The organism is Allocatelliglobosispora scoriae, assembly GCF_014204945.1.
GTDB lineage: Bacteria > Actinomycetota > Actinomycetes > Mycobacteriales > Micromonosporaceae > Allocatelliglobosispora > Allocatelliglobosispora scoriae.
Genome location: NZ_JACHMN010000002.1, coordinates 3152343 through 3176020, shown reverse-complemented (window position 1 = coordinate 3176020; position 23678 = coordinate 3152343). Strand labels below are relative to the sequence as shown.

20 protein-coding genes and 1 riboswitch are annotated in these 23678 nt (G+C 69.8%); of the genes, 10 read left to right on the top strand and 10 right to left on the bottom strand.

What is annotated here, in order from left to right; translation table 11 throughout:
* Positions 1-73 precede the first annotated feature (73 nt).
* Positions 74-178, top strand: a riboswitch (SAM riboswitch).
* Positions 172-1461, top strand: coding sequence for a threonine synthase (gene thrC, locus F4553_RS20060; protein ID WP_184838204.1), 1290 nt, complete (start codon positions 172-174; stop codon positions 1459-1461). It overlaps the preceding riboswitch by 7 nt.
* Before the next feature lie 69 nt (positions 1462-1530).
* On the opposite strand, the gene F4553_RS20055 is transcribed toward thrC, so the two are convergent.
* On the bottom strand, positions 1531-2553 hold the full coding sequence (locus tag F4553_RS20055) for a GNAT family N-acetyltransferase (RefSeq protein ID WP_184838202.1): 1023 nt from the start codon (positions 2551-2553) through the stop codon (positions 1531-1533).
* A 69-nt stretch (positions 2554-2622) separates the two neighbouring features.
* On the opposite strand from F4553_RS20055, the gene F4553_RS20050 reads away from it, so the two are divergent.
* Entirely contained in the window at positions 2623-3528 is a 906-nt protein-coding gene (locus F4553_RS20050) for a DUF8814 domain-containing protein (RefSeq protein WP_184838200.1), read from the top strand.
* On the opposite strand, the gene F4553_RS20045 is transcribed toward F4553_RS20050, so the two are convergent.
* Positions 3473-4150 carry a TetR/AcrR family transcriptional regulator gene (locus F4553_RS20045; protein WP_184838198.1) on the bottom strand — a complete coding sequence of 226 codons (678 nt, stop codon included), beginning with the start codon at positions 4148-4150 and terminating at the stop codon, positions 3473-3475. The genes F4553_RS20050 and F4553_RS20045 overlap by 56 nt on opposite strands.
* A 65-nt stretch (positions 4151-4215) precedes the next feature.
* Positions 4216-4779, bottom strand: a complete 564-nt coding sequence (locus F4553_RS20040; RefSeq protein WP_184838196.1) for a hypothetical protein — start codon at positions 4777-4779, stop codon at positions 4216-4218.
* Between the two features lie 105 nt (positions 4780-4884).
* On the opposite strand from F4553_RS20040, the gene paaN reads away from it, so the two are divergent.
* Positions 4885-6528 carry a phenylacetic acid degradation protein PaaN gene (gene paaN / locus F4553_RS20035; protein WP_184838194.1) on the top strand — a complete coding sequence of 548 codons (1644 nt, stop codon included), beginning with the start codon at positions 4885-4887 and terminating at the stop codon, positions 6526-6528.
* 62 nt (positions 6529-6590) lie between these two features.
* On the opposite strand, the gene F4553_RS20030 is transcribed toward paaN, so the two are convergent.
* A complete protein-coding gene (locus F4553_RS20030; RefSeq protein ID WP_184838192.1) occupies positions 6591-7448 on the bottom strand; it encodes a serine hydrolase in 858 nt (285 codons plus the stop codon).
* Positions 7449-7698: 250 nt separating this feature from the next.
* On the opposite strand from F4553_RS20030, the gene F4553_RS20025 reads away from it, so the two are divergent.
* From F4553_RS20025 to F4553_RS20010, 4 genes are all read left to right on the top strand, one after another.
* Complete coding sequence (locus F4553_RS20025) at positions 7699-7902, top strand: cold-shock protein (protein WP_184838190.1); 204 nt, start codon at positions 7699-7701, stop codon at positions 7900-7902.
* A gap of 308 nt (positions 7903-8210) precedes the next feature.
* A complete protein-coding gene (locus F4553_RS20020) occupies positions 8211-8966 on the top strand; it encodes a hypothetical protein (protein ID WP_184838188.1) in 756 nt (251 codons plus the stop codon).
* Positions 8967-9417: 451 nt separating this feature from the next.
* Entirely contained in the window at positions 9418-11040 is a 1623-nt protein-coding gene (gene groL, locus F4553_RS20015) for a chaperonin GroEL (protein WP_184838186.1), read from the top strand.
* Positions 11041-11108: 68 nt separating this feature from the next.
* Complete coding sequence (locus tag F4553_RS20010) at positions 11109-11816, top strand: copper homeostasis protein CutC (protein ID WP_312875275.1); 708 nt, start codon at positions 11109-11111, stop codon at positions 11814-11816.
* Here the strand turns inward: F4553_RS20010 and F4553_RS20005 are convergent.
* From F4553_RS20005 to F4553_RS19995, 3 genes are all read right to left on the bottom strand, one after another.
* Positions 11770-13167, bottom strand: a complete 1398-nt coding sequence (locus F4553_RS20005) for a sugar porter family MFS transporter (protein WP_184838184.1) — start codon at positions 13165-13167, stop codon at positions 11770-11772. The genes F4553_RS20010 and F4553_RS20005 overlap by 47 nt on opposite strands.
* Positions 13168-13441: 274 nt before the next feature.
* Positions 13442-14404, bottom strand: a complete 963-nt coding sequence (locus F4553_RS20000) for a GNAT family N-acetyltransferase (protein WP_184838182.1) — start codon at positions 14402-14404, stop codon at positions 13442-13444.
* A gap of 11 nt (positions 14405-14415) precedes the next feature.
* Positions 14416-16836, bottom strand: a complete 2421-nt coding sequence (locus tag F4553_RS19995) for a S8 family serine peptidase (protein WP_184838179.1) — start codon at positions 16834-16836, stop codon at positions 14416-14418.
* A gap of 22 nt (positions 16837-16858) precedes the next feature.
* On the opposite strand from F4553_RS19995, the gene F4553_RS19990 reads away from it, so the two are divergent.
* Complete coding sequence (locus F4553_RS19990) at positions 16859-18577, top strand: glycerol-3-phosphate dehydrogenase/oxidase (RefSeq protein WP_312875274.1); 1719 nt, start codon at positions 16859-16861, stop codon at positions 18575-18577.
* Between the two features lie 87 nt (positions 18578-18664).
* On the opposite strand, the gene F4553_RS19985 is transcribed toward F4553_RS19990, so the two are convergent.
* Positions 18665-20053, bottom strand: a complete 1389-nt coding sequence (locus F4553_RS19985) for an FAD-binding oxidoreductase (protein WP_376776230.1) — start codon at positions 20051-20053, stop codon at positions 18665-18667.
* 24 nt (positions 20054-20077) lie between these two features.
* Between F4553_RS19985 and F4553_RS41075 the strand changes: the two genes are divergently transcribed.
* On the top strand, positions 20078-20371 hold the full coding sequence (locus F4553_RS41075) for a DUF4031 domain-containing protein (protein ID WP_184838175.1): 294 nt from the start codon (positions 20078-20080) through the stop codon (positions 20369-20371).
* A 182-nt stretch (positions 20372-20553) separates the two neighbouring features.
* On the opposite strand, the gene F4553_RS19975 is transcribed toward F4553_RS41075, so the two are convergent.
* A complete protein-coding gene (locus F4553_RS19975; RefSeq protein ID WP_184838173.1) occupies positions 20554-21177 on the bottom strand; it encodes an HD domain-containing protein in 624 nt (207 codons plus the stop codon).
* Between the two features lie 11 nt (positions 21178-21188).
* Between F4553_RS19975 and F4553_RS19970 the strand changes: the two genes are divergently transcribed.
* Positions 21189-22274 carry an FUSC family protein gene (locus F4553_RS19970; RefSeq protein WP_184838171.1) on the top strand — a complete coding sequence of 362 codons (1086 nt, stop codon included), beginning with the start codon at positions 21189-21191 and terminating at the stop codon, positions 22272-22274.
* A gap of 86 nt (positions 22275-22360) precedes the next feature.
* On the opposite strand, the gene F4553_RS19965 is transcribed toward F4553_RS19970, so the two are convergent.
* Complete coding sequence (locus F4553_RS19965; protein WP_184838169.1) at positions 22361-23644, bottom strand: aminotransferase class V-fold PLP-dependent enzyme; 1284 nt, start codon at positions 23642-23644, stop codon at positions 22361-22363.
* Between the last annotated feature and the right edge of the window lie 34 nt (positions 23645-23678).

Genomic DNA, 23678 nt, shown 5'->3' with positions numbered 1-23678 from the left:
GCGGTCTCATCGGGTAGGAAGGCATACCTGGGAGCGTGATCTCCGGGCTAAGCTCGGCTCACAACTGAATATGACCTCATCCAGAGGGGCAGAGGGATACGGCCCGATGAAGCCCCGGCAACCCCCGCTTCGGCGGCAGGTGCCAACTCCGTCCGGGTTGCCCCCGGAAAGATGAGAGGAATCATCGTGACGACTGTGCCTGTCCTCGGACCCGACTCGCCCGCCCGCAACCTCGTTTGCCGCGCCTGTGGTGCTCAGTTCCCGATCGCCGCCCAGCATGCCTGTTACGAGTGTTTCGGTCCGCTGGAGGTTGAGTACGATCTCGGCGCCCTCAAGCGAGTGACCCGCGAGCAGATCGAAGCCGGTCCCGACAACATCTGGCGCTACGCCGCACTGCTCCCCGCCGGTCAGGACCCCGCCCTGCGGGTGACCCTGGACCCGGGCATGACCCCGCTGGTCAACGCCGGTCTGCTCGCCGCCGAGCTCGGCATCACCGCCCCGCTGTGGGTGAAGGACGACTCGGCCAACCCGACGCACTCCTTCAAGGACCGGGTGGTCTCCGTCGCGCTCACCGCCGCCAAGGCGCTCGGCTTCACCCGCTATGCCTGTGCCTCCACCGGCAACCTCGCCAACTCCGTCGCCGCGCACGCCGCCCGCTCGGGCACCCGGTCGATCGTCTTCATCCCCTCCGACCTGGAGCGCGGCAAGATCATTACGACCGCCGTCTACGGCGGGGACCTCGTCGCGATCGAGGGGTCCTATGACGACGTCAACCGGCTCTGCTCCGAGCTCGTCGAGACCGACGACTTCGAGGACACCGCCTTCGTCAACGTCAACGTCCGGCCGTTCTATGCCGAGGGTTCCAAGACGCTGGGCTATGAGGTCGCCGAGCAGCTCGGCTGGCGCATCCCGGCGCAGGTCGTGATCCCGATGGCCTCGGGCGAGCTGCTCACCAAGGTCGACAAGGCGTTCGCCGAGCTGGTCGAGATCGGCCTGGTCGAGGCGCCGGCCGAGGGCTGGACCGTCTTCGGCGCGCAGTCGGCCGGGTGCAACCCGATCGCGCTCGCCCTGCACAACGAGACCGACGAGATCACCCCGCAGAAGCCGACCGGCATCGCGAAGTCGCTCAACATCGGTGACCCGGCCGCCGGCCTCTACGCCCTCGAGTCCGTGCGCCGCACCGGTGGGTGGATGGAGTATGCGGACGACGACGAGATCCGCGACGCGATCCGGCTGCTGGCCCGCACGACGGGAGTCTTCGCCGAGACGGCCGGCGGCGTCACCGTCGCGTGCCTGGTCAAGCTCGTCAAGAGCGGCAAGCTCGACCCGACGAAGGAGACGGTTGTCTTCAACACCGGCGAGGGCCTGAAGACACTGGACGCGGTGGCGGAGCTGGTCGGCCCGACCTATCAGGTGAAGCCGTCCCTGAAGGCGGCCCGCGAGGCCGGCATCCTCTCCTGACCGGTCACGTTTTGCAGCAAAGCGTGGCCAAATCGCGAAGCGATGCCACGCTTTGCTGCAAAACGTGACTCAGAGCTCGAGCTGCCAGTTCTCGAAAGCGTGGCGGGCGCGAAAGCCCATGTCCTCGTTGATCGCGATCATGTAGCTGTTCGCCGCCGCGTTGAAGGTGCCGATCTCGGTGACCTTCGGCTCGGCCTTCATGAAGTACCGCAGGTTGGCGATCTTGACGATCGTGCCGAGGCGGTGGCCTCGATGCTGCGGCTCGACGATCGTGATCTGCTGCCAGGCGTGCCAGTCCAGACCCTCCTCGGCCACGATCGAGGTCCAGCAGACGAGCCGTCCCGACTCGGTGTGCACCATGCCCGAGTCGTGGGGGCGCCGTCCGCGTGCCTTGATCGCGGCCTCGGTGTCGCGGACGCGCTGGGCGTCGATCTTCATCGCCTCGATGACGAGGTCGCCCATGGGCGCGTCCTCGATCAAGCGACCGTCCAGGTAGGCCACGTCCTCGACGAAGCGCTCCGGTACGTCGCCCGACCACTGGACCAGCTCGTAGCCGTCGGCCTTGGTCCACGCGTCGGCGAGCATCCGGTCCAGGGCCTCCTCGTCGATCGTGGCGACATCGAGTGCGCGATGCACCTCGGGAAGCACGGCTTTGAAGCCGAAGCGAGCGGCGAGTGCCGCTACCGCCGGATCCTCGGGTCCGTCGGAGCCGGGAATGGGTATCGCGGAGTTGAGGGCCACCCGGGCCCGGCCCAGCTCGCGGGCCCGGTCGATGGAGAACTGCACCATCGCCGCACCGACGCCGCGCCCGCGCATGGCCGGGTCGGTACGCACGGTGCTGAAGAAGTTGGTCACGTTGTCGAGCAGCGGGATGGTGAAGTCGACGACACCGGCCGGCTCGCCGTCGAGGAGGACCAGATATTTCTCCTCCGCATTGCCCGGCCAGGGTAAGTCGAGCGATGCCCGGAACGCGATCTCCGGAAACGGCGGCCAGCCGGGCAGGTCGACCTCGTTGGCGCGATTGGTGATCGCCAGGAACGTGAGCGCCGTGGGGTAGTCGGCGGAGCTGATGCGAATGAATTCGGGGGTCATAGACCCAGCGTGCCGCGCCTCGGCCTGGTCCGCACTCGAATATTGCCAATGCCGGTAATGTCCGGTTCCATGTGGATCAAAGCGGGGGTGCTCGGAACCGTGGCGGCGGCGGGCATGGCGAGCGTGGCGACGGTGGCGCCGCAGAGTCTGACGGCGAGCCCGGCGGGTGGTCCGGTGATCGCGAAGGTCTTCGCCACCAGGGAGGGGCTGGTCGGCGAGCTCACCGCGAACGGCCACGTCATCACCGAGCGGGATCACTTCGCCGCGCTGCCGTCGAGGCGTGGGCTCGCCGCGAAGGGCGGCGGCGACCGCACGGTGCGGGTCTGCCGGAGCGGTCGCTGCGTCTTCCTGCCGGTCTGGGACGTCGGGCCGTGGAACACCACCGACGACTACTGGAACGCCGACCGCCAGTCCGGCCGGGGCCTGCCGGTGGGGATGCCCGCTGCTCAGGCGGCCTTTCAGGACGGTTACAACGGTGGTCGCGACGAGTTCGGCCGCGCGGTGCAGAACCCGGCCGGGATCGACATCGCCGACGGCGCCTTCTGGGACGGGCTCAAGCTGACCGACAACTCCTGGGTCGACGTGACGTTTCTCTGGACCGGCAGCATCGGGCCGTACGCGACGGTGGCGACGCAGTCCGGGCCGCTGATGATCAGGAAATCGCCGTCGGCGTCGGCTCCGGAGGTCGGGTTCGCGGCGAAGTCGGCCCGGATCCCCGTGCAGTGCCAGGCCCGGGGTCAGGCGGTGGGGAGCACCGATCTGTGGGACCGGCTCGGACCGGGGATGTATGTCTCGCACGCCTTCGTCGCGACTCCCGCGGGATTCACGGTGCCGGTCTGCGACGCACCGCTTCCATCGCTCGCGCCGGCGACCAAGATCCTGCCCACGGCGTCACCGAGCCCGCTCGCGACACCGGTCGTCACACCGGTCGCAGGAGCTTCACCAACGCCAGGCCCCGCACCGTCATCGCCCTGAAGACCTTCATCCGGGAGAGCCCGACCAGCGATTCGAGGTAGGGCACGGCGGTCTCGATCAGCGTCCGCGTGCGCTGCTGTCCCGGCGAGCGGTCGTGCACCCAGTAGACGACGAGCCCGAGCTGCGCCAGCCAGAGCAGCTCGGGCAGCTCCTCGCGCACCTCGGCGTCCATCTTGAGGCTGGTGTCGGCGACGAGGCGCTCGAAGATGCGCAGCGACAGCTCCCGGGCCTCGGCCGACTCCTCGCTGAAGGGGCTGGTCGGCGAGCCGGGCACCGCGGCGATGCCGATGAACCGCCCGCCGAAGGAATGATAAGGATCCCAAAGATCCAAACCAGCCATGAGTACGCCGGTGAGCTGCTCCGAGAACCCCCCGCCCGCCGCGATGATCTCCTCGGCCCGGGCCATGTGCTCCCGCTGGAGCTGCAGGTAGAACTCCGTGACGAGCGAGTCCTTGGAGGGGAAGTAGTAGTAGGCGTTGCCCACGGAGAGCCCGGCCGCCGACGCGATCGCCCGCATCGTCGTCTTCTCGTAGCCGACCTCGCCGAAGAGGCGGATCGCCGTCTCGACGATGAGCCGCCGTGTCTGCTCGCCGCGCGTCTCGGCCTTCGGATCGGTCTCCATCGCATCTGACGTTAGCGGCAGACGGGGAGCGTCGAAACGCCCCCCGTCCCCCCGTCGGCCAACGGTCACCGCGGCTGCTGCCAGTTCGGGTCGTCGGCCGGACTCGGCGCCGGTGCGTCGTGCTGCGCAGCGGTGGCGGGCCGCACCGGCGGATTCGCCGGGGCGGGCTGCTGCACGGGCTGGGGCTGCTGTCCCTGGCCGGCGTACTGGGCGTACTGCGGCTGGCGCTGGGGCGGGAGCGGGCGGCCGGGGGGCAGGTGCGGGGGCACCATCGCGGCGAGGTTCTGGTGCTGGGCCCGGCGGCGGAAGCGGCTCAGCACGAAGATGTTGATGAAGTGGATCGTGCCGAGGGCCAGCATCACCAGGCCGATCTTCTTCGAGAGCGTCTCCAGCGCGTTGGTCGGATCGGTGATCTGGTCCGCCGACTTCATCGCGTAGGTCGCGTACCCCAGATTGAGCAGGTAGAAGCCGACGACCAGGAGCTTGTTGACGCTCTCGGCGAGCTCGTCGCTGGCGAGCGCGTCCCGCAGGAAGACCTTGCCGTTCCGGTAGAGCGTCCGCGCCACCCAGAAGGTGAGCGCTGCGGTGATCGCGAGATACGCGAGGTACATCCCGAATTTCGGGTCCATCTCGACTCCTGCTAGTGAGTTGAACGTGTTCAACTTGCTGTCCCGCTGAAGTTAGCACCCGACTTGAACATGTTCAACTGTGGTGTGGAGCACTTGTGCGCAAGGATGGGAGGCATGACTGACTTCTTCGCCACCCATGAAGAGGTGCTGAACCGGGCCGTGCAGGCAATCGCCGAGCGCGGCTACTGGTCGGCATACCCTGAATCGCCGAGTCCGAAGGTCTACGGCGAGACCGCTGCCGCCGACGGGAAGGCCGCGTTCGCCGCCTATCTCGGCGGGGAGTTCCCGCTCGGTCAGGCCGGAGTGGGCGAGCGCGTGGCGACCGAGGTGTCGCCTTTCGGCGTACCCCTGGGGATCGAATATCCGCGCGCGGAGGCCGACGCGCTGATCGCTGCCGCGACCGCCGCGCTGCCCGCGTGGCGCGACGCCGGCCCGCAGGTGCGCGCCGGTGTCTGCCTGGAGATCCTCGCGCGGCTGCACCGCAACGTCTTCGAGCTCGCCAACGCCGTGCACCTCACGACCGGCCAGCCCTTCGTCATGGCGTTCCAGGCCGGGGGCCCGCACGCGCTGGACCGGGCGCTGGAGGCGGTCGCCTACGGCTACGCCGAGCAGACCCGCCAGGTCGGTGAGGTCACCTGGGTCAAGAAGGCCGACACGCTGCACAAGACCTATCGCATCGCGCCCCGGGGCGTGGCGCTGGTGATCGGGTGCAACACGTTCCCGACCTGGAACTCCTACCCCGGCTTCTTCGCCTCACTCGTCACCGGCAACCCGGTCATCGTCAAGCCGCACCCGCGCGCCATCGCACCGCTCGCGATCACGGTGAAGATCGCCCGCGAGGTGCTCGCCGAGGCGGGCCTCGACCCCAACCTCGTGCAGCTCGCGCCGGAGGCGCCCGGCGAGGGCCTCGCCGCCGTGCTGGCGATCCGCCCCGAGGTGAAGATCATCGACTACACGGGTTCGACGCAGTTCGGCGAGTGGCTGGAGGCGTCGGCGACGCAGGCGCAGGTCTACACCGAGAAGGCCGGCGTCAACACGATCATCATCGACTCGACGGACGACTTCGCGGGCATGTGCCGCAACATCGCCTTCTCGCTCACGCTCTACAGCGGGCAGATGTGCACGACGCCGCAGAACCTGCTCATCCCGGCCGTCGGCATCACGACCGAGGCGGGGCCGAAGAGCTTCGACGACGTGGTCACCGGGATCGCGGACGCCGTACGCGGCCTCACCGCCGACCCGGCCAAGGCGGTCGAGTTCACCGGCGCGATCGTCAACCCCGACGTGCTGACCCGCCTCACCTCCGTCACCGAGCTCGGTGAGGTGGTGCTCGCCGCGCAGCCGCTGGCGCACCCCGCCTACCCGGACGCGACCTGCTGGAGCCCCACCCTCATCAAGTCGACCACCGGTTATGACGAGGAGTGGTTCGGGCCGATCACGTTCGCCATCCCGACCGACTCGACGCAGAACTCGCTGGAGGTGTTCCGGCGTACGGTCGGCGACCGCGGTGCGATCACGGCAGTCGTCTACTCCACCGACGAGCAGGTGCTCGATGCGGCCGAGCTGGCAGCGCTGGAGGTCGGGGTCAACATCTCGGCCAACCTCACCGGTGGTGTCTTCGTCAATCAGTCCGCCGCCTTCTCCGACTTCCACGCCACCGGCGCCAACCGCGCCGCCAACTCAGCCCTGACGGACGGCGCCTATGTCGCCAACCGCTTCCGGGTCATCACGGCCCGTCGGCCCGCGTAAGCCGCTCGCTCAAACGAGTAGTTGTTCTACCCGCCCGGGTAGAACAACTACTCGTGGCGGAGCTACTTCTTCAGGACCGCGGCCGCGACGTCGTGGCAGACCTGCTGGCCGTGGTCCATGCCGAGCTTGCTCGGGTAACGCACCAGGATGCCCAGCGACCAGGTCTCGCTGATCGCCAGACAGCTCATGTGCCAGAGCTTGTCCTCCTCGCGCATGAACCAGCCGTTCTTGATGGCGATGCGGCTGCGCTCCGGCTCGTCGAAGATCGTCCGGGCGCCGAAGTCGCCCTCGCCCCGGACGCCGCGCATCTGGGTGAGCAGCCACTTCGTCCATCGCGGTCCGGCCGCGGTGCCGTCGGCGATGCAGTCACCCAGCCGGGCGACATCGCGGGCGGAGACCACGGTCGTGCTCCACCGGTCGCGAGGCGAACTCTCCGTCAGCCCGCACTTCGCGGCCATCCGGGTGATCGTGACTGCACCGCCGTTGCGCGCATAGGTCTCGGTCGCCACCGCATTGTCGCTATCGACGATCATCCGGGTGAGTTCGCGGAGCCGTTTCTCGGTGGGTAAGGGATCGATCGTCGTCAGGTAGTCGGCGGCCAGCCAGACCTTCACCATCGACATGGTGTCGCTGGCTTCGGCGAGATTGGACGAACCGGTCAAAGTGCCACTGCGACGGTCCAACAGGGCCCAGGAGAAGAACCCCGGTCTGGTCGCCCGGATGCTCACGGTGGGCACGGCCGACGGGCCCTGCGCGACCACTCTGGTCGCTGCGGATGGTGCTTGCGCGGCGCTCGGCGATGGGTGGTCGACAACTGTCGCCGCAGCTCGCGGGTGGTCCCGGACCTCCAGGAAGAGCATTGTGCCACCGACGGACATGGCGGTGACGGCCAGCAGGACGAGGGGCAGACGTGTCTTCACGCATCGATCAACCGATACACCCTGCCGGTGGTGACGGGGAGTAGTCGGTTGGCCGACCCAGCGTAGATTTTAGGCGCTCAAGGTGTCCGATTTGGGGCTGTGCGGGACTGCCGTTGCTCGTGTAGCGTGCGAGGCTAGCTTCAGGGATCGCGTTCCCCCGCCCGGGTCTGTCGATGTCTGAGGTTCCGGCGAGCGAACGCCGCGCCGGGGGTCGAAGGACCCAGCACCATCGAAGTGAGGAAGTGTCACAGTGGCACAGGGCACCGTCAAGTGGTTCAACAGCGAGAAGGGCTACGGCTTCATCGCGGTCGATGGAGGACAGGACGTGTTCGTCCACTTCTCCGCAATCGAGATGGACGGCTACAAGGCGCTCGACGACGGTCAGCGCGTTGAGTTCGAGATCGCGCAGGGCCAGAAGGGCCCGCAGGCAGAGAAGGTTCACCTAATCGCCTGATCGGCTTGGCAACAAGCTTTGATCCGATGATCGGCTTGACCACAAGCTTTGATCCAAAAGTTCCGTCCACGCAGCCCCCTGGCAGCGTGGGCGGAACTTGCTTTTCCCCTCGCACAAAGGCACATCTCAATGTCCGAACTTACACGGGGTTACCTTCCGCCGGACTCCGCCTACCTCGCGGCCCCGAAGCCGCCGACCGTCACAACGATCCGCTCGTCAATCCGCAGGGCGTCGGCATCGGTGGCTGGTTCGCCCGCCTGACCGGGGTCGTCAAGGCGGGCTGGCAGCCGCTCCTCGCGATCTTCGCGGTGAGCCACCTGCTGCCCGGGCTCGTTCTCAACGTCGGCCTGCTCGTCGCGCTCGCCGGCACCAGCGACCTCTACCTGCAGCGCGCATCCGCCGCCTCCGCCGGCGGCGGGATCGACATGCAGGGCTTGGGCAGCACCATCGGCGCGCCCGCCGCGTTCTTCCTGATCATGGTGGTGCTGTTCATCGTCGTCTACTACCTGCAGAGCGTCGGCTATGCCGCGGCGACCTACTCGGTCACCCGTCGTGCCGGTGGCGTGCCGGTGACCGTCGGCGAGGCGCTGAGCTACGGGTTGCGCCGGTCGCCGGGCCTGTTCGGCTGGACGATCCTCTTCGGTCTCGGCATCGGGCTCGGCTTCCTCGCCTGCGTGCTGCCGGGCATCTATCTCTTCATCGCCTGGGCGATGTTCGGACCGGTCCTGCTCTTCGAGGGCGGCAACCCGCTCGCGCGATCCTTCCGGATCTTCAACGGCAACCGGGGACAGGTCCTCGGCCGGCTGGCGATGACCTATCTCCTGGTGGTCGCGGGCGGCCTCGTCACCAGTGCGGTGCAGTTCACCCTTCAGGCGATCGGCGGCGGCGGGATCATGTCGACCCAGGCGCTGCCGCTCGCCTTCGGGCTGGCGAGCGCGGTGATCACCCTGGTCCTGTCGGTGCCGATCGCGATCTTCCAGTTCGGTGGGGTGTTGCTCACGTATACGGAGCAGCGGGGCATCGACGGTGTCGACACGCGGCAGCTGGTGGCGGAGCTCGGCTGACGGCGTACCCCCCTGAGGTTTGCAGCAGAACGTGGCCATCAGCGCACTGATGGCCACGTTCTGCTGCAAAGTGTGACAGGGGGCGGGGCCTCGACGCATGCGCATGTTTGTCGATTGCAACCCACTCTGGCGGGTGTTGTGATCTTGGCGTTAGCTTGCACTCGGTGGGTGAGAGTGCTAAACAGGGTATTGGCACTCGCCGCCGGTGAGTGCCAACGGTCGAGCGGTGAAAGGCATCGCGCAAGCGGTGCCGGTCGTCGCGGGCTCGTCCGCCCGACCGGCTCACGTCTCCCGTGCGGAGACCCTGCTCCTCGCTAGTCCGGGGAGCGTGGGACTCGCGGTGCGGGAGACCCGCCCGCGCTCATGCGCGGGTGCTGAAGGTGCGTCAAACAGGCGGTTTCGTCCCCGTCACACGGGGCGATCCGCGAGTGTCCAGGAGGACAACGCCGATATGGCCAAGATTATCGCGTTCGACGAGGAAGCTCGTCGCGGCCTTGAGCGGGGCATGAACCAGCTCGCCGACACCGTCAAGGTGACGCTCGGTCCCAAGGGCCGCAACGTCGTGCTCGAGAAGAAGTGGGGTGCCCCCACCATCACCAACGATGGTGTGAGCATCGCCAAGGAGATCGAGCTCGAGGACCCGTACGAGAAGATCGGCGCTGAGCTGGTCAAGGAGGTCGCGAAGAAGACCGACGACGTCGCCGGTGACGGCACGACGACGGCGACCGTCCTGGCCCAGGCGCTCGTTCGCGAGGGTCTGCGCAACGTCGCGGCCGGCGCGAACCCGATGGCCCTGAAGCGGGGCATCGAGGTCGCCGTCGCGTCCGTTGCGGATGAGCTGGCCAAGCTCGCCAAGGACGTCGAGACCAAGGAGCAGATCGCCTCCACCGCCTCCATCTCCGCCGGTGACTCCACCGTCGGCGAGATCATCGCCGAGGCGATGGACAAGGTCGGCAAGGAAGGCGTCATCACCGTCGAGGAGAGCAACACCTTCGGGCTCGAGCTGGAGCTCACCGAGGGCATGCGCTTCGACAAGGGCTTCAACTCGGCTTACTTCATCACCGACAGCGAGCGCATGGAGACGGTCCTCGAGGACCCCTACCTGCTGATCGCCAACAGCAAGATCTCCAACGTCAAGGACATGCTGCCGATCCTCGAGAAGGTCATGCAGTCGGGCAAGCCGCTCGTCATCCTGGCCGAGGACGTGGAGGGCGAGGCTCTCGCCACCCTGATCGTCAACAAGATCCGCGGCACGTTCAAGTCCGTCGCCGTCAAGGCGCCCGGCTTCGGCGACCGCCGCAAGGCCATGCTGCAGGACATCGCGATCCTCACCGGCGGCCAGGTCATCTCCGAGGAGGTCGGGCTCAAGCTCGACGCCGTCGGCCTCGACATGCTGGGCAAGGCCCGCAAGGTCGTCGTGACCAAGGACGAGACCACGATCGTCGAGGGTGCGGGTGACGTCGACCAGATCAACGGTCGCGTCAACCAGATCCGTGCCGAGATCGAGAAGTCGGACTCGGACTACGACCGCGAGAAGCTGCAGGAGCGCCTGGCCAAGCTGGCCGGCGGTGTTGCGGTCATCAAGGTCGGCGCGGCCACCGAGGTCGAGCTCAAGGAGCGCAAGCACCGCATCGAGGACGCCGTTCGCAACGCGAAGGCGGCCGTCGAGGAGGGCATCGTCCCCGGTGGTGGCGTCGCGCTCGTGCAGGCCGGCAAGAACGCCTTCGACAAGCTGGACCTGGTCGGCGACGAGGCGACCGGTGCCAACATCGTGAAGGTGGCGCTCGACGCCCCGCTGCGGCAGATCGCCGTCAACGCGGGCCTCGAGGGTGGCGTCGTGGTGGAGAAGGTTCGCAACCTGGAGGCGGGCTTCGGCCTCAACGCCGCCACCGGCGAGTACGTCGACATGCTGAAGGCCGGCATCATCGACCCCGCCAAGGTGACGCGCTCCGCGCTGCAGAACGCCGCCTCGATCGCGGCTCTGTTCCTGACCACGGAGGCCGTCGTGGCCGACAAGCCGGAGAAGGCGGGCGCTGCGCCGGCCGGCCCCGGTGGCGGGGACATGGACTTCTAAGAGTCCGAATACGTGAATGGGCGGGTCGCTATGCGGCCCGCCCATCTCATTTGTTAGGTTTATTTACCGTGAGCCCTCTGCTGGAAGTCATCGCCCTGAGCCCGGCGGATGCGGAGGCCGCTCAGGCGGGTGGCGCTGACCGGCTGGAACTCGTCGCCGACATGGCCGCCGACGGGCTCAGCCCCGATCCCCGCCTCGCCGCCCAGGTGGTGGCGAGCACGGACCTGCCCGTCCGGGCCATGGTCCGCGTCCAGGCCGGCTTCGCGGTGGTCGATCTCCCTCGGCTGGTACGCGCAGCAGCCGACCTCATCGAAGCGGGCGTGCACGGTCTCGTGCTCGGGTTCCTCGACGAAGCCGGTGACGTGGCGGCCGACGCGTGTGTCGCGATCGCCGACGTGCTCGACGGGCGGCCGTGGACCTTCCACCGGGCCATCGACCACTCCCGCGACTACAGCCGGGCCTTCGAGGTGGTGCGCGGTCTGCCGGGGCTGGACGCCGTACTCACCGCGGGCTCGCCCAACGGCGTCGCCGCCGGGCTGACCCGGCTCGCTCAGCGGATCGACGCGGGTGACGGCGATCTCGTCCTCGCCGGGGGCGGGCTCGTTCCCGCTCAGGTGCCGGTGCTGCGTGCGATCGGGGTGACGTCCTTCCACATCGGGCGCTCGGTGCGCAGGGAGCGCTCCTGGCTGCAGCCCGTCTCCGCCGCCGAGGTCCGGGCGTGGAAATACATCACATCTCTTCCAGCTCTCGCCCCTTCGTCTCCCGGACGGCCTTGAGCACGAAGAGGAACGCCAGCGCCGCGAAGATCGTGTAGATCAGGTAGGCGAGGCCGAGCCCGATGTCCGACAGCGGCGGGAAGGTCACCGTGATCAGCCAGTTGGCGATCCACTGGGCGGCTGCCGCGACGGCGAGTGCGGTCACCCGGATCGTGTTGTTGAACATCTCGCCGAGCAGCACCCAGACGACCGGTCCCCAGCTCATGCCGAAGGCGACCACGTAGAGGTTGGCGGCGACGAGCGCCACCTTGCCGGTGACCGGGCTCATCGTCACGGTGTCGCCGACGACGGTGGCGTTGGCGAAGCACCAGGCCATCGCGCCGAGCGTGAGCACCATTCCGGCGGCGCCGAACAGCAGCAGCGGCTTGCGGCCGACCTTGTCGACGAGGGCGATCGCGATCAGCGTGGTGACGATGTTCGTCACACTCGTGATCACCGTGATGAGCAGCGAGTCGCTCTCGGTGAAGCCGACGGCCTGCCACAGCGTCGACGAGTAGTAGAAGATGATGTTGATACCGACGAACTGCTGGAAGACCGAGAGCAGGATGCCGACCCAGACGATCGGCAGCAGCCCGAAGCGCGGACCCTTGAGGTCGGAGAGCTGCACCTTGTCGTTGGCGCCGATCATCGACCGCTGGATCTCGGCGAGGCGGGCGTCCGCGTCGTCGCCGATGACCCGCGTCAGCACCTGCCGTGCCTCCTCGATGCGCCCCTTGCGGACGAGGTAGCGCGGCGACTCCGGAATCCGCAACGCCATGATCAGATAGGCGGCCGCCGGGATCACCTCGGAGGCGAGCATCCAGCGCCAGGCGTCCACGCCGAACCAGAGCGGCTCGCTCGCCCCGCCCGCGGCCTCGGCGAGCGCGTAGTCGGTGAGCAGGGCGATGAAGATGCCCACGACGATGGCGAGCTGCTGCAGCGAGCCGAGGCGTCCCCGGATCGCGGCGGGGGAGATCTCCGCGATGTACGCCGGTGCGATGACGCTCGCCGCGCCGACCGCGAGACCGCCGACGACCCGCCAGATCGTCAGGTCGATGGGGCCGATCGCGACAGCCGAGCCGACCGAGCCGACCGCGAAGACGATGGCGGCGATTACCATCACCCGGATCCGGCCGTGCTTGTCGGCGAGGGGTCCGGCGAACCAGGCACCGACCGCGCACCCCAGCAGGGCCGAGGCGACGACGAAGCCGAGCACGAAGGCGTTCATGTTGAAGGCGCCCTGGATCGCGTCGACGGTCCCGTTGATGACGGCGGTGTCGAAACCGAAGAGGAAGCCGCCCATGGCTGCCGTGGCGGCGATCATGATTGCCGCGCCGTTGGTGTTGGCGGGGCGCGTAGCCACTGCGTCCATATGCGCATCTTGCCCGAAATGCGAGGCTCGCATACCCGCAACTCTTGAAGAGTTGGTCTTATCCGGACACGGATGTGGAGCGGGTTGCCCGAGCGGCGACGCATTTTAGGACCAACTCTTCAAGAGTTGCGCCGATCTTGCTGCGTGTCGCTCCGTCCGCGTGCCGCGTCACGCTTTGCAGCAAAGCGTGGCCACTTGGCGCGAAATAGCCACGCTTTGCTGCAAAACGTGACGAGCGGCGGCCCGTGCCGCGCGGCGGTCCGGCGGCGGGAGGCTAGGTGTGTAAGGGCTTGCGGTAGAGGAAGAAGACCCTCTCGATGAAGGCGTCGGCGGCGCCGGAGTAGAACGGCACCGGCCCCACCCAGCCGATCTGCGCCCTCGTGATCCCCGTTGACGCCTGCTCGTGCAGGCACCGGCGCAGCAGCACCGAGCCGATCCCGAGACCCTCCGCGGCCGGCAGGGTGCCCATCGGACCGAACCAGCTCGACCGGGCACCACCCCACGCCGCGAACGCGACCGGCTGACCCTCCTTGAGCGCCACGTGGCAGCCGCGGGCGGCGGCGACCTCGCGTACCCAGGCGCCACCCCACTCCTCGTCGATCACGGGCAGCAGGGCGGTCAGGTCTTCGCTCGTGGCCGTACGGATGTCGATCCCGACCTGGATCAACCGGGACTCCGCCTCCGCCGTCGAGCGCAGCGCCCGCGAGGTCGGATCGGTGAGGTCGACCGTCATGTTCCAGGCCGTCTGGTCGTGGTGGTAGCCCGAGGCGACGACGGCGCAGACCGCCGGGGTGTAGCGCACGTCGACGCCCGGCCAGACATAGTCCGGGGCGTTGCCCGCGATCCGTACGACCGTGCAGCCCAGCGCGGCGAGCTCGTCCTCGGCGGTGGCGATCAGCGCGGAGCCGATGCCCTTGCGCTGGTGCTCGGGGTCGACCGCGATCAGGTCCAGGTGGCCCGCGCTCGGGTCGGCGTGCCCGATCGAGGCGAGGACCACGCCGATGACCCGGCCGTGCTCGACCTCGACCAGTCCGGGCTTGGCCCCGCCGGTGCCGGTGACGGCCGGACCGACCACCCCCGGCTCGACCGGCCCGGGTCCGTCAAGCCCGTGACCTGCTCCGATCGGCCTGCGCAGGCGCCCGACGATCTCGTCGGCCTCGGTCACGTCCTCGGTGAGGAGGGTACGGCGGAGCAGCTCGACGACGCCGTCCCGGTGTTCCTCGGTGAAGGCCTCCATGATCGATCAGCCTACCCACCTGCCAGCCGCAGTGCCTCGCCAATGTTGACGATGCCCGCACCGACCTGCGGCGCCTTCGCCACGCACTCGCTGCCCAGTCCGGCCGTCCGGTCCAGCTGGGCGGGCTGAGCCGACCGCCGCAGCAGCTCCGTGGTGGCGGCGAGGTCGCCGATGAGCTCGGGGTGCGCCGACCAGAGCAGCGCGATGACTCCGGCCACGTGCGGCGTCGCCATCGAGGTGCCGCTCAGCGCGGCGTAGGTGCCGCCGGGCATCGCGGAGAGCACCAGGTCACCCGGTGCCGCCACGTCGGGCTTGTCGCCCCCGATGACGCCCTTGCTGGAGAAATCGGTGACGGTCCCGGCCTCGTTCACCGCGGCGACGGTGATCGCCGAGCGATAGGTCGACGGCGGGTCGGTCACCGAGCCGCACTGGTACCCCGTGTTGCCCGCGGCCGCGACGAACGCGATGCCCGCCGCGGCGAAGGCGTCGATCGCCGCGCGCAGCGTCGTCGCGTCGCAGCCCTCGGTGGGCGGGCAACCCCAGGAATTGGTGAGTACGTGTGGCGCACGCCCCGGCCGACCGGCGCTGAAGGGGTCCGCTCCGTGCGGGTAGGGCGCGAGCATGAACTGCAGGCAGTCGAGGTAGTGCGAGGTGCTGCCCAGGTTGCGTTCGAGATTGACGCAGCCGATCCACTGCGCTCGGGGCGCGACGCCGGTCTTCGTCCGGCCCACCGCCGAGGCGAGCGTGTGCGTTCCGTGTCCACCGTGGTCGGTCGGAACGAGTGTGTCGGACCACGGGTCCAGCCACGAGTCGTCGCCGCCGCGGAAGCCCTCGGCGAGCGCCGGGTGGCTGCCGTCCACCCCCGAGTCGGAGGTGCCGACGACGATGCCCTCGCCGGTGACCCCGCGGGACCAGGCCACCGGTGCGCCGATCATGGTGAGGTTCCACTGCGGCTCGCTCGGTGCCTGCTCGTCGCCCTTCTCCACGGGTACCGGCTCGGGCATCGGGCGCAGCACCGGATCGAGGAGGACCTTCTCCACGTCGTCGCGGCGCGACAGCCAGGCGCGCAGCTCCGGTCCACCGGCGACCCGGATGCCGTTGACGAGGTAGTAGGGCCGGTAGGCGACGTGCAGCCGATCGAGCTCGCTACGCAGATCGGCCTGGGTGGCGGTGGCGTGGTCGGCGAGCTTCCGATAGACCGCTGAGATCCGGGCCTCCCGCCCGGCCGGACCGGTCGTCGTCGGGACGTCGGCGAGCGAGGCCTGCGACTTCATCACCACGAAGAGCTGCTCGCCGAAGCTGCCCGGCTGCCCCGCGACCGCGTAGACGGCGCCGGAGGCGACCAGGGTGATCCCCGCGAGCGCCAGCGGCACGGTCCGGGACCGCGGCCGGAAGCCGAGCACCTCCCGATGCTGCAGCTCGGTCCGCAGCGGATCGGGCTCCTGCAGCTGATAGGCGACGCCCATCCGGGTCACCGCGAAGGCATAGGCGACGGCGAGCACCAAGCCGAGCACGAGCGAGGCGATCGCCGCCACGCCCGCCCAGTAGGGCGCGTCGCGGCCGGTCAGGAAGAGGGTGAGTTCATCCGGATCGGCGAAGGCGAGCGGGCCGAGGGCGGCGATGCCGATGAGCACGGCGGTCGCCCGGGCCGTGCCGGTGCTGAGCGCGGCGGCGACGAAGCCCAGCGGCGGCAGCACGAGCAGGGCGGCGAGCTGCCCGCCCGACGCGCCCGCCCCGGCGGCGATCAGCACGAGCGCCACGCCCGCGACGAGCCCGCCCAGCCCGATCAGCCGACCGCGTCCCGCCGTCGCGAAGGGCGTCCAGAAGCGGGAGTCGAGGATCGCCGCTGTGACAAGTCCCACGGCGGCGGCCGCCGTGACGCCGAGAATGATCTCCAGCGCGCCGCCGAGCGCGCCCAGCCACAGCCACGGGACGAGGGTGATCAGCCCGGCGACGGCGGCGAGCGCGAGCGCGCCCGGGTGCCGGGGCGCCTCGGCCGGCTGCTTCCGACGGCGGAAGAACAGGGCCATGACCAGCAGTCCGACCGTGAGCGCGCCGAGGTAGGCCTCGTTCAACGGGAGCGGGATCACGCGGAGCAGCCCGCCGAGGAGCGCCACGCCGGCCGCCATGGTCCAGGCGCGCCCGGTCTGGCGTACCGCCGGAGAGCGCGGGACCACCGCGAGCAGCAACGCGGGCAGACCGGCCGCCACACCCACGAAGATCGCGATGCCTGCCCAGGCCCACGCGGGCCAGGTGTAGCCGAGGGCCGCGAGGAGCTGGCTGATCCCCCAGCCCAGGGCCTGGCTGAAGACGGCGAGCGCGGTCACCCAGAGGCCGACGGCGATCGCTCCGATCGTCGCGCCGAGGCCGCCGGAGGAGGGCTGCGGGGGCGGTGCTGGCGCCCAGTAGGGCGAGACCGGCGGTTGGGTCATGCCCGCACGGTACCGTGGCAGGGTGCGGGACCGAGGGGAGTCGAGAAACGTCGCAGGCGCGTTGACGCCTGAGCGACGTGACATGGATCTGGCCCGACTGCGGGATGAGGAGTTCGACACCCTCATCATCGGCGGCGGGGTGACCGGAGCGGGTGCTGCGCTCGACGCGGCCTCCCGAGGGCTGAGGGTGGCGCTGATCGAGGCCACCGACCTCGCCTCGGGCACGTCGTCGCGCTCCAGCAAGCTCGTCCACGGTGGACTTCGTTATCTGGAGCAGCTCGAGTTCCACCTGGTCCACGAGGCGCTGCGCGAGCGCGGGCTGCTCGCCACGCGGCTCGCACCGCACCTGGTGCGACCGGTGCCCTTCCTCGTGCCGCTGCCGGGCGACACCTGGGCCAAGCGCAGCTGGAACCGGGTCTACTACGGCGCGGGCGTCGCGCTCTACGACGCGTTCGCCTCGGCGACCGGGCACGGGCGCGGCATGCCGGTGCACCGGCACCTCAGCCAGCGGTCGGCGCGGCAGATCTTCCCGTCGCTGCGGTCGGAGGCGGCGGCCGGTGCGATCCGCTACTACGACGGCCAGGTCGACGATGCCCGGCTCGTGGTCTCGCTCGCCCGCACCGCGGCCAGCCTCGGCGCCGCCGTCGTCACCGGCGCGCGAGCGGTCGGGCTGGTCCGCGACGCCCGCGAGGTCACCGGCGTCCGGGTCGCGGTCGACGGCACCGAGTTCGTGGTGCGCGCCAGCACGATCATCGCGGCGACCGGCGTCTGGAGCGACGACATCACCGCGCTGCTCCCCGACGCCCGCCCCGGCCTGCGCGTTCGCGCCTCCAAGGGCATCCACATCGTCGTTCCCCGCTCGGCGATCACCGGCGAGGTCGGCCTCATCCTGCGGACGGCGAAGAGCGTGCTCTTCGTCATCCCGTGGGGCGGTCACTGGATCATCGGAACCACCGACACCGACTGGACCCTGGGCCGGGACCGGCCGACGGCGACCGCGCACGACATCGACTACCTCCTCGACGAGGTCAACAAGGTCCTCGAACGCCCCATCACGCGCGCGGACATCGAGGGGGTCTACGCCGGACTGCGACCGCTGCTCTCCGGCGAGGACGAGTCGACCTCGGCACTCTCCCGCGAGCACGCCGTCGTCGAACCGATGCTCGGGCTCTTCCTCGTCGCGGGCGGGAAGCTCACCACCTACCGCGTGATGGCCGCCGATGTCGTCGACCGGGCCATCCGGCGCATCGGCCACACCGACCGCTCCCACACCGACCAGCTGCCGCTGCTCGGCGCCGACGGGTTCGACCGGCTGTGGCGCCAGCGCACCGAGCTCGCCCGGCGGCACGGCGTCGCGGTCGGCGTGGTCGAGCACCTGCTGGAGCGTTTCGGGTCCCTCACGATCGACGTGCTGCGACTCACCGACTCCGACCCCACGCTGCGTCATCCCCTCGCGGGTGCGCCGGAGTACATCGCCGCGGAGGTCGTCTACGCCGCGATGAACGAGGCGGTGTTGCACCTCGACGACGTGCTGAGCCGGCGTACCCGGATCTCCTTCGAGACCCCGCACCGGGGCGAGGAGTCGGCGCGGCATGCGGCGGAGCTGATCGCGCCGGTGCTGGGCTGGTCGGCGGCGCGGGTCGAGGAGGAGATCGCGGGCTACCTCGCCAAGATGACCGCCGAGCGCCAGAGCCAGCAGATGCCCGACGACATCACCGCCGACGCGGCCCTCCTCAGTTAGCGGGCCGACAGAGATCGCCGCAACTCTTCAAGAGTTGGTGTCATGTGCCTTGCCGCCTAAGGCACCGACTCTTGAAGAGTTGGTGCCTTAGGCGGGGAGGACCTTGCCGGGGTTCATGATTCCGGCCGGGTCGAGCGCGGTCTTGATCGACTGGTGGACGCGCATGCCGATCGGGCCCAGCTCGCGGGCCAACCAGTCGCGCTTGAGCAGGCCGACGCCGTGCTCGCCGGTGCAGGTGCCGCCGAGCGCCAGCCCCAGCTCCATGATCTCGTCAAAGACAGTCTGACCTCGGGCGACGCTCGCCGGATCACCCCGGTCCACGACGATGTTGGGGTGCAGGTTGCCGTCGCCCGCGTGCCCGACCACCCCGACGATCACGTCGTGCCGAGCCGCGATCGCGTCGATCCCGTCGAGCAGCTCCGCCAGGCGCGACCGCGGCACCGCGATGTCGTCTATGATCAGCCCGCCCCGCGCGTAGTGGCTGGTCGCGAGCATCTCCATCGCCGGATGCGCCAGCCGCCGCGCGGTCAGCAGGGCCGCCGCCTCGTCGGGATCGGTCGCCCGGAACACCTCCGTCGCCCCGGCCCGCCCCGCCAGCGCGGCGATCGCGTCCAGCTCGGCCCCGGCCTGCGCGCTGTCACAGGCCGCGAGCAGGATCGCGGCAGCGTCGGTGTCCAAGCCCATCGGCCGGTACGCCTCGATCGCCCGCAGGTGCACCCGGTCCAGGAGTTCCAGCAAGGACGGGCTCGCTCCGCTCGCCATGATCTCGTTGACCGCCGCGCCCGCCTGTGCCGTGGTCGGGAAGACGGCGACGAGACTCAGCGCCTGCGGCGGTGCCGGACGCAGTGCCAGGGTGATCTCGGTGATGACGCCGAGCGTCCCCTCCGATCCGACGAAGAGGCTGGTGAGGTCATATCCGGCGACGCCCTTCGGCGTCCGGCGCCCGGTCCGCAGCACCTCGCCGTCGGCGAGCACCACCTCCAGCCCGATCACATAGCCGGTGGTCACGCCGTACTTCACGCAGCACATACCGCCCGCGTTGGTCGCGGCGTTGCCGCCGATCGTCGAGGACTCCCAGCTGCCGGGGTCCGGCGGGTAGTGCAGACCCTGCGCCAGGCAGGCCCGGGACAGGGCGGCGTTGACGACTCCGGGTTGGACGACGGCGATCCGGTTGACGGCGTCGATCTCCAGGATCTCGTCCATGCCGGTCATGCTGAGGATCAGGCACCCGTCGACGGCGTTGGCCGCTCCCGCCAGTCCCGTCCGCGCACCCTGCGGCACGATCGCCACACCCCGTGCGGCGGCGATCCGGACCGCGACGCCGACCTCGGCGGTGGAGCGGGGCCGCACCACCGCGAGCGGCATCCCGTCGTCGACGAGGTCCGCCTCGTCCCGGCGGAACGACGTCAGCTGATCGGGATCGGTGATCACTCGATCGGCGGGGAGGGCGGCCCGCAATTCCGCTACGAGATCCACACCGATCACGCTACCGTGAATGGCGTGCTCTATGTCGATCAGCCTGTCTGGCCGGCTCACGGCCGCAAATGGTGCCACCTGGTCAGCGATGTCTCCACCGCTGAGCTGCACGCCTTCGCCGAGATGCTCGGCGCGCCCCGGCGCGGGTTCGACCGGGATCACTACGACATCCCCGAGTCGAAGTGGATCGCCGCCCAGTGGCTGGGCGCTCGGCTGGTCAGCGCCCGCGACATCAGCCGCCTGCTGCACGCCGCAGGCCTGCGGGTTCCCAAGCACACCCTCCGCCAGCCCCGCCCCGCAGCGGCCCAGCTCACCTGATCCACTCAGCGCCAAGGTAGCGGCGACGCCCAGCGCGCCGCGACGCCCAAGATCGCCGCAACTCTTGAAGAGTTGGTCCTAAACCGAGTCACGTTTTGCAGCAAAGCGTGGCCATTCCCGTGCGCAAGGCCACGCTTTGCTGCAAAACGTGACTCGGGGCCGCGTCGCATAACACCAACTCTTCAAGAGTTGCGGGGATCTTGGGCCAGGCCGGCCAGCTCGCGGGTGAGGTTGGCCCTGGCCGGCGACTCCAGGCCCGGGCTTCGGTGGAAGAGTCGGGGGAGGGCGAGCAAGCGCTGCAGGACCGCACCCCGGCCTGCCCGCCAGAGGTCGTCCGGGACGTGGGCGTATTCGGCGCGGACCGCGGCGACATAGCGGTCATAGGCAGCCGGAGGGCCGGCCAGGATCGCCAGGTCGGCGTCGGCGAGGGCGATGCCCCGGTCGTCGGCGGGGTCGACGGCGTGGGCGGCCGTCAGGCGTACCAGACGGGCGACCTCGACCACGACCGCAGCCGGAACGGCGCAGCGCTGCAGTAAGCCGGTGATCAGCTGGGCGCTGCGCTCTTCGTTCGTGTCGCCGGTGGCGCGCGGGTCATAGACGACGTCGTGCCCCCAGACCGCGAGCGCGACGACGGGATCCTCCACAAGTGACAGCATCGACGACAGATGATCAACTGTGTGGTAGTGCCGCTGCGGCTCCGACCAGCGCGCCAGCAGTTCGGCGTGGACCGCCCGCACGGCGGCATCGGTCGGGTGACCGCCCGCCTCGCGGACGGCGTTCGCGAACGCGGCATCCGTTACGCCCATAGGCTGAATCTATGCAGGTGAGTGCCGCGGTGTCGAGTCGCTATCACCGCGCTCGGGCGAGCCTGGGGCTCGCGGTGCAGGCGGCGATCGCGGCGGGCATCGCCTGGTTCATCTCGTTCCACCTGCTGCACCACTCGATGCCGTTCTTCGCGCCGATCTCCGCGGTGATCGTGCTCGCCGTCTCGGTCGGGCAGCGTATGCGGCGGGCGACCGAGGTCGTGCTCGGCAACGCTTTCGGCATCCTCTTCGGCGAGGTACTGGTCACCGTGATCGGCCGGGGCGCGTGGCAGGTCAGCCTCGCCGTGCTGATCGCGATCCTCGCGGCGATCGTGCTCGGCGGCAGCCCGGCGCTCGTCGGCCAGTCGGCCTCATCGGCGGTGCTGGTGGTGACGTTCGCGCCGGGTACGCAGGAGTACTTCTTCAGCCGCTTCGTCGACGCGATGGTCGGCGGCGGTGTCGGGCTCGCCGTGATGGCGCTGCTGCTGCCGCTCAACCCGCTGACCGTGGTCGCGCGGGCCTGCGGGCCGATCCTCGACGCGATCGAGTCGGGACTGATCGCCACGGCGAAGGCGCTCACCGAGCGTGACGCGGGCGAGGCGCAGCGGGCACTCGCCGCGCTGCGGGAGGCCGAGCCGAAGCTGCGCGCCTTCGCCGACGCGATCACCGCGGGCAAGGAGATCGCGGCGTTCGCGCCGATCCGCTGGGGCAAGCGGGGTGCCCTGCTGCAGTATGTCGATGCCTATGATCACATCGCGCGTACGCTGCGCAACTCCCGCGTGCTGACCCGCCGCAGCATCAGCGCGATCAGCGACGACGAACCGCTCCCCGAAACGCTCCCCGCCGCGGTGCACGCGCTGAGCGCCGCAACGGCCCGGCTGCGGGCCGAGTTGGCCGACGCCGCGGAGCCGGAGGGCACGCGGGAGGACGCGATCAAGGCGGTCCGAGCCGGCGTGGAAGCCTATGCGACCGGCATCGGCTTCTCCGGCAGCGTGATCATCGCCCAGATCCGCTCGATCGCCAGCGATCTGTTGCAGGCGAGCGGCCTGTCCCACGACGAGACGGCAGCAACCCTCCGCACCCACCGCCTCCGCACGTAGCCCCCCACAAAATTCGCGTTGATCAAGGGAAGACTCACCATGCGGGGTGTCCGATATGCGGCGAGTCTTCCCTTGATCAACGCGAATTAAGGGGCAGGGGGAGTGGTCAGGATCGTCGTTAGGGCGCTTAGGAACGCGGTCACGTGCTCGCGGGTCGTGCCCAGGCCGATGGAGGCGCGGATCGCGGTGGTGGCGGGGCGTGCCCAGCCCTCGCGGGTGGCGGCCTCCGTCAGCAGGCGGCGGGCGAGCGGGTGGGCACAGAACAGCCCATCGCGTACGCCGATGTCATGCCCCCGGGCCAGCGCGGCGGTGATCTCCGCCGACTCCCGACCGGCGACCGCGAAGGAGACGATCCCCAGCCGGGGCGCGTCGGCACCGAAGGTACGCAGCTCGGCCACGCCCTCGATCGCGGCGAGCCCGGACCGCAGCCGCGCCAGCAGCTCCTGCTCCTCGCGCTCCAGCCGATCACGGTCGGCCGCCTCCAGCTCGGTGCAGACGGCGGCGAGCGCGACGGCGCCGAGCAGGTTCGGCGTACCGGCCTCGTGCCGGGCCGGGCCCTGCGCCCAGCGCACATCGGAGGTGGTGTCGCCGACCCGGGCACTCGCGCCGCCCCCGAAGAGGTAGGGCTCGGCGGCATCGAGCCAGTCCGACCGCCCGACGAGCACACCGGCACCGAACGGCGCGTAGAGCTTGTGTCCGGAGAGCGCCAGGAAATCGACGTCGAGCTCGGCGATGTCGACCGCGACATGCGGCGCGAGCTGCGCGGCGTCCACCGCGATCCGGGCACCGAAGCGCTTCGCGGCGGCGGCGAGCTCGCGGATCGGCCACAGCTCGCCGGTGACGTTGCTGGCACCGGTGACCGAGACGAGGATCTCCTCGGTGCCGCCGCCGCGCCGCAGCTCGGCGAGGGCGGCATAGAGCGACCGGATCGCCTCGGCGGGCGAGGCGGGCACCGGCAGGCGGCAGGTGTTGCGCCACGGCAGCAGGTTGGCGTGGTGCTCGCCCGCGAAGGTGACCACGATCGTCCCGGCCGGCACGACGTGGGCCAGCAGGTTCAGGGCGTCGGTCGTGTTCCTGGTGAAGATCACGTAGTCGTCGGCGCGGGCGCCCACGAAGTCGCCGACGGTCTGCCGAGCCCGCTCGTACTCGAGGGTGCACCGCTGGGAGAGCGCGCCGGCACCGCGGTGCACGCTGGCGTACCAGGGCAGAAGCTCGGCCACCGCGTCGGCCGCGGCCCGCGCGCACGGCGCGGTCGCCGCATAGTCCAGGTTGATCTGGCCGGGTACGCCGAGCACGCGCGGCCCGGAGCCCGGCTCGACGAGTGCGGCGACCTCGGCCGCGGAGGGGGTGGACGTGACGACACTGGTCATGAGGGACCTCCCGGAGTCCTCAAGGACCCCGGTG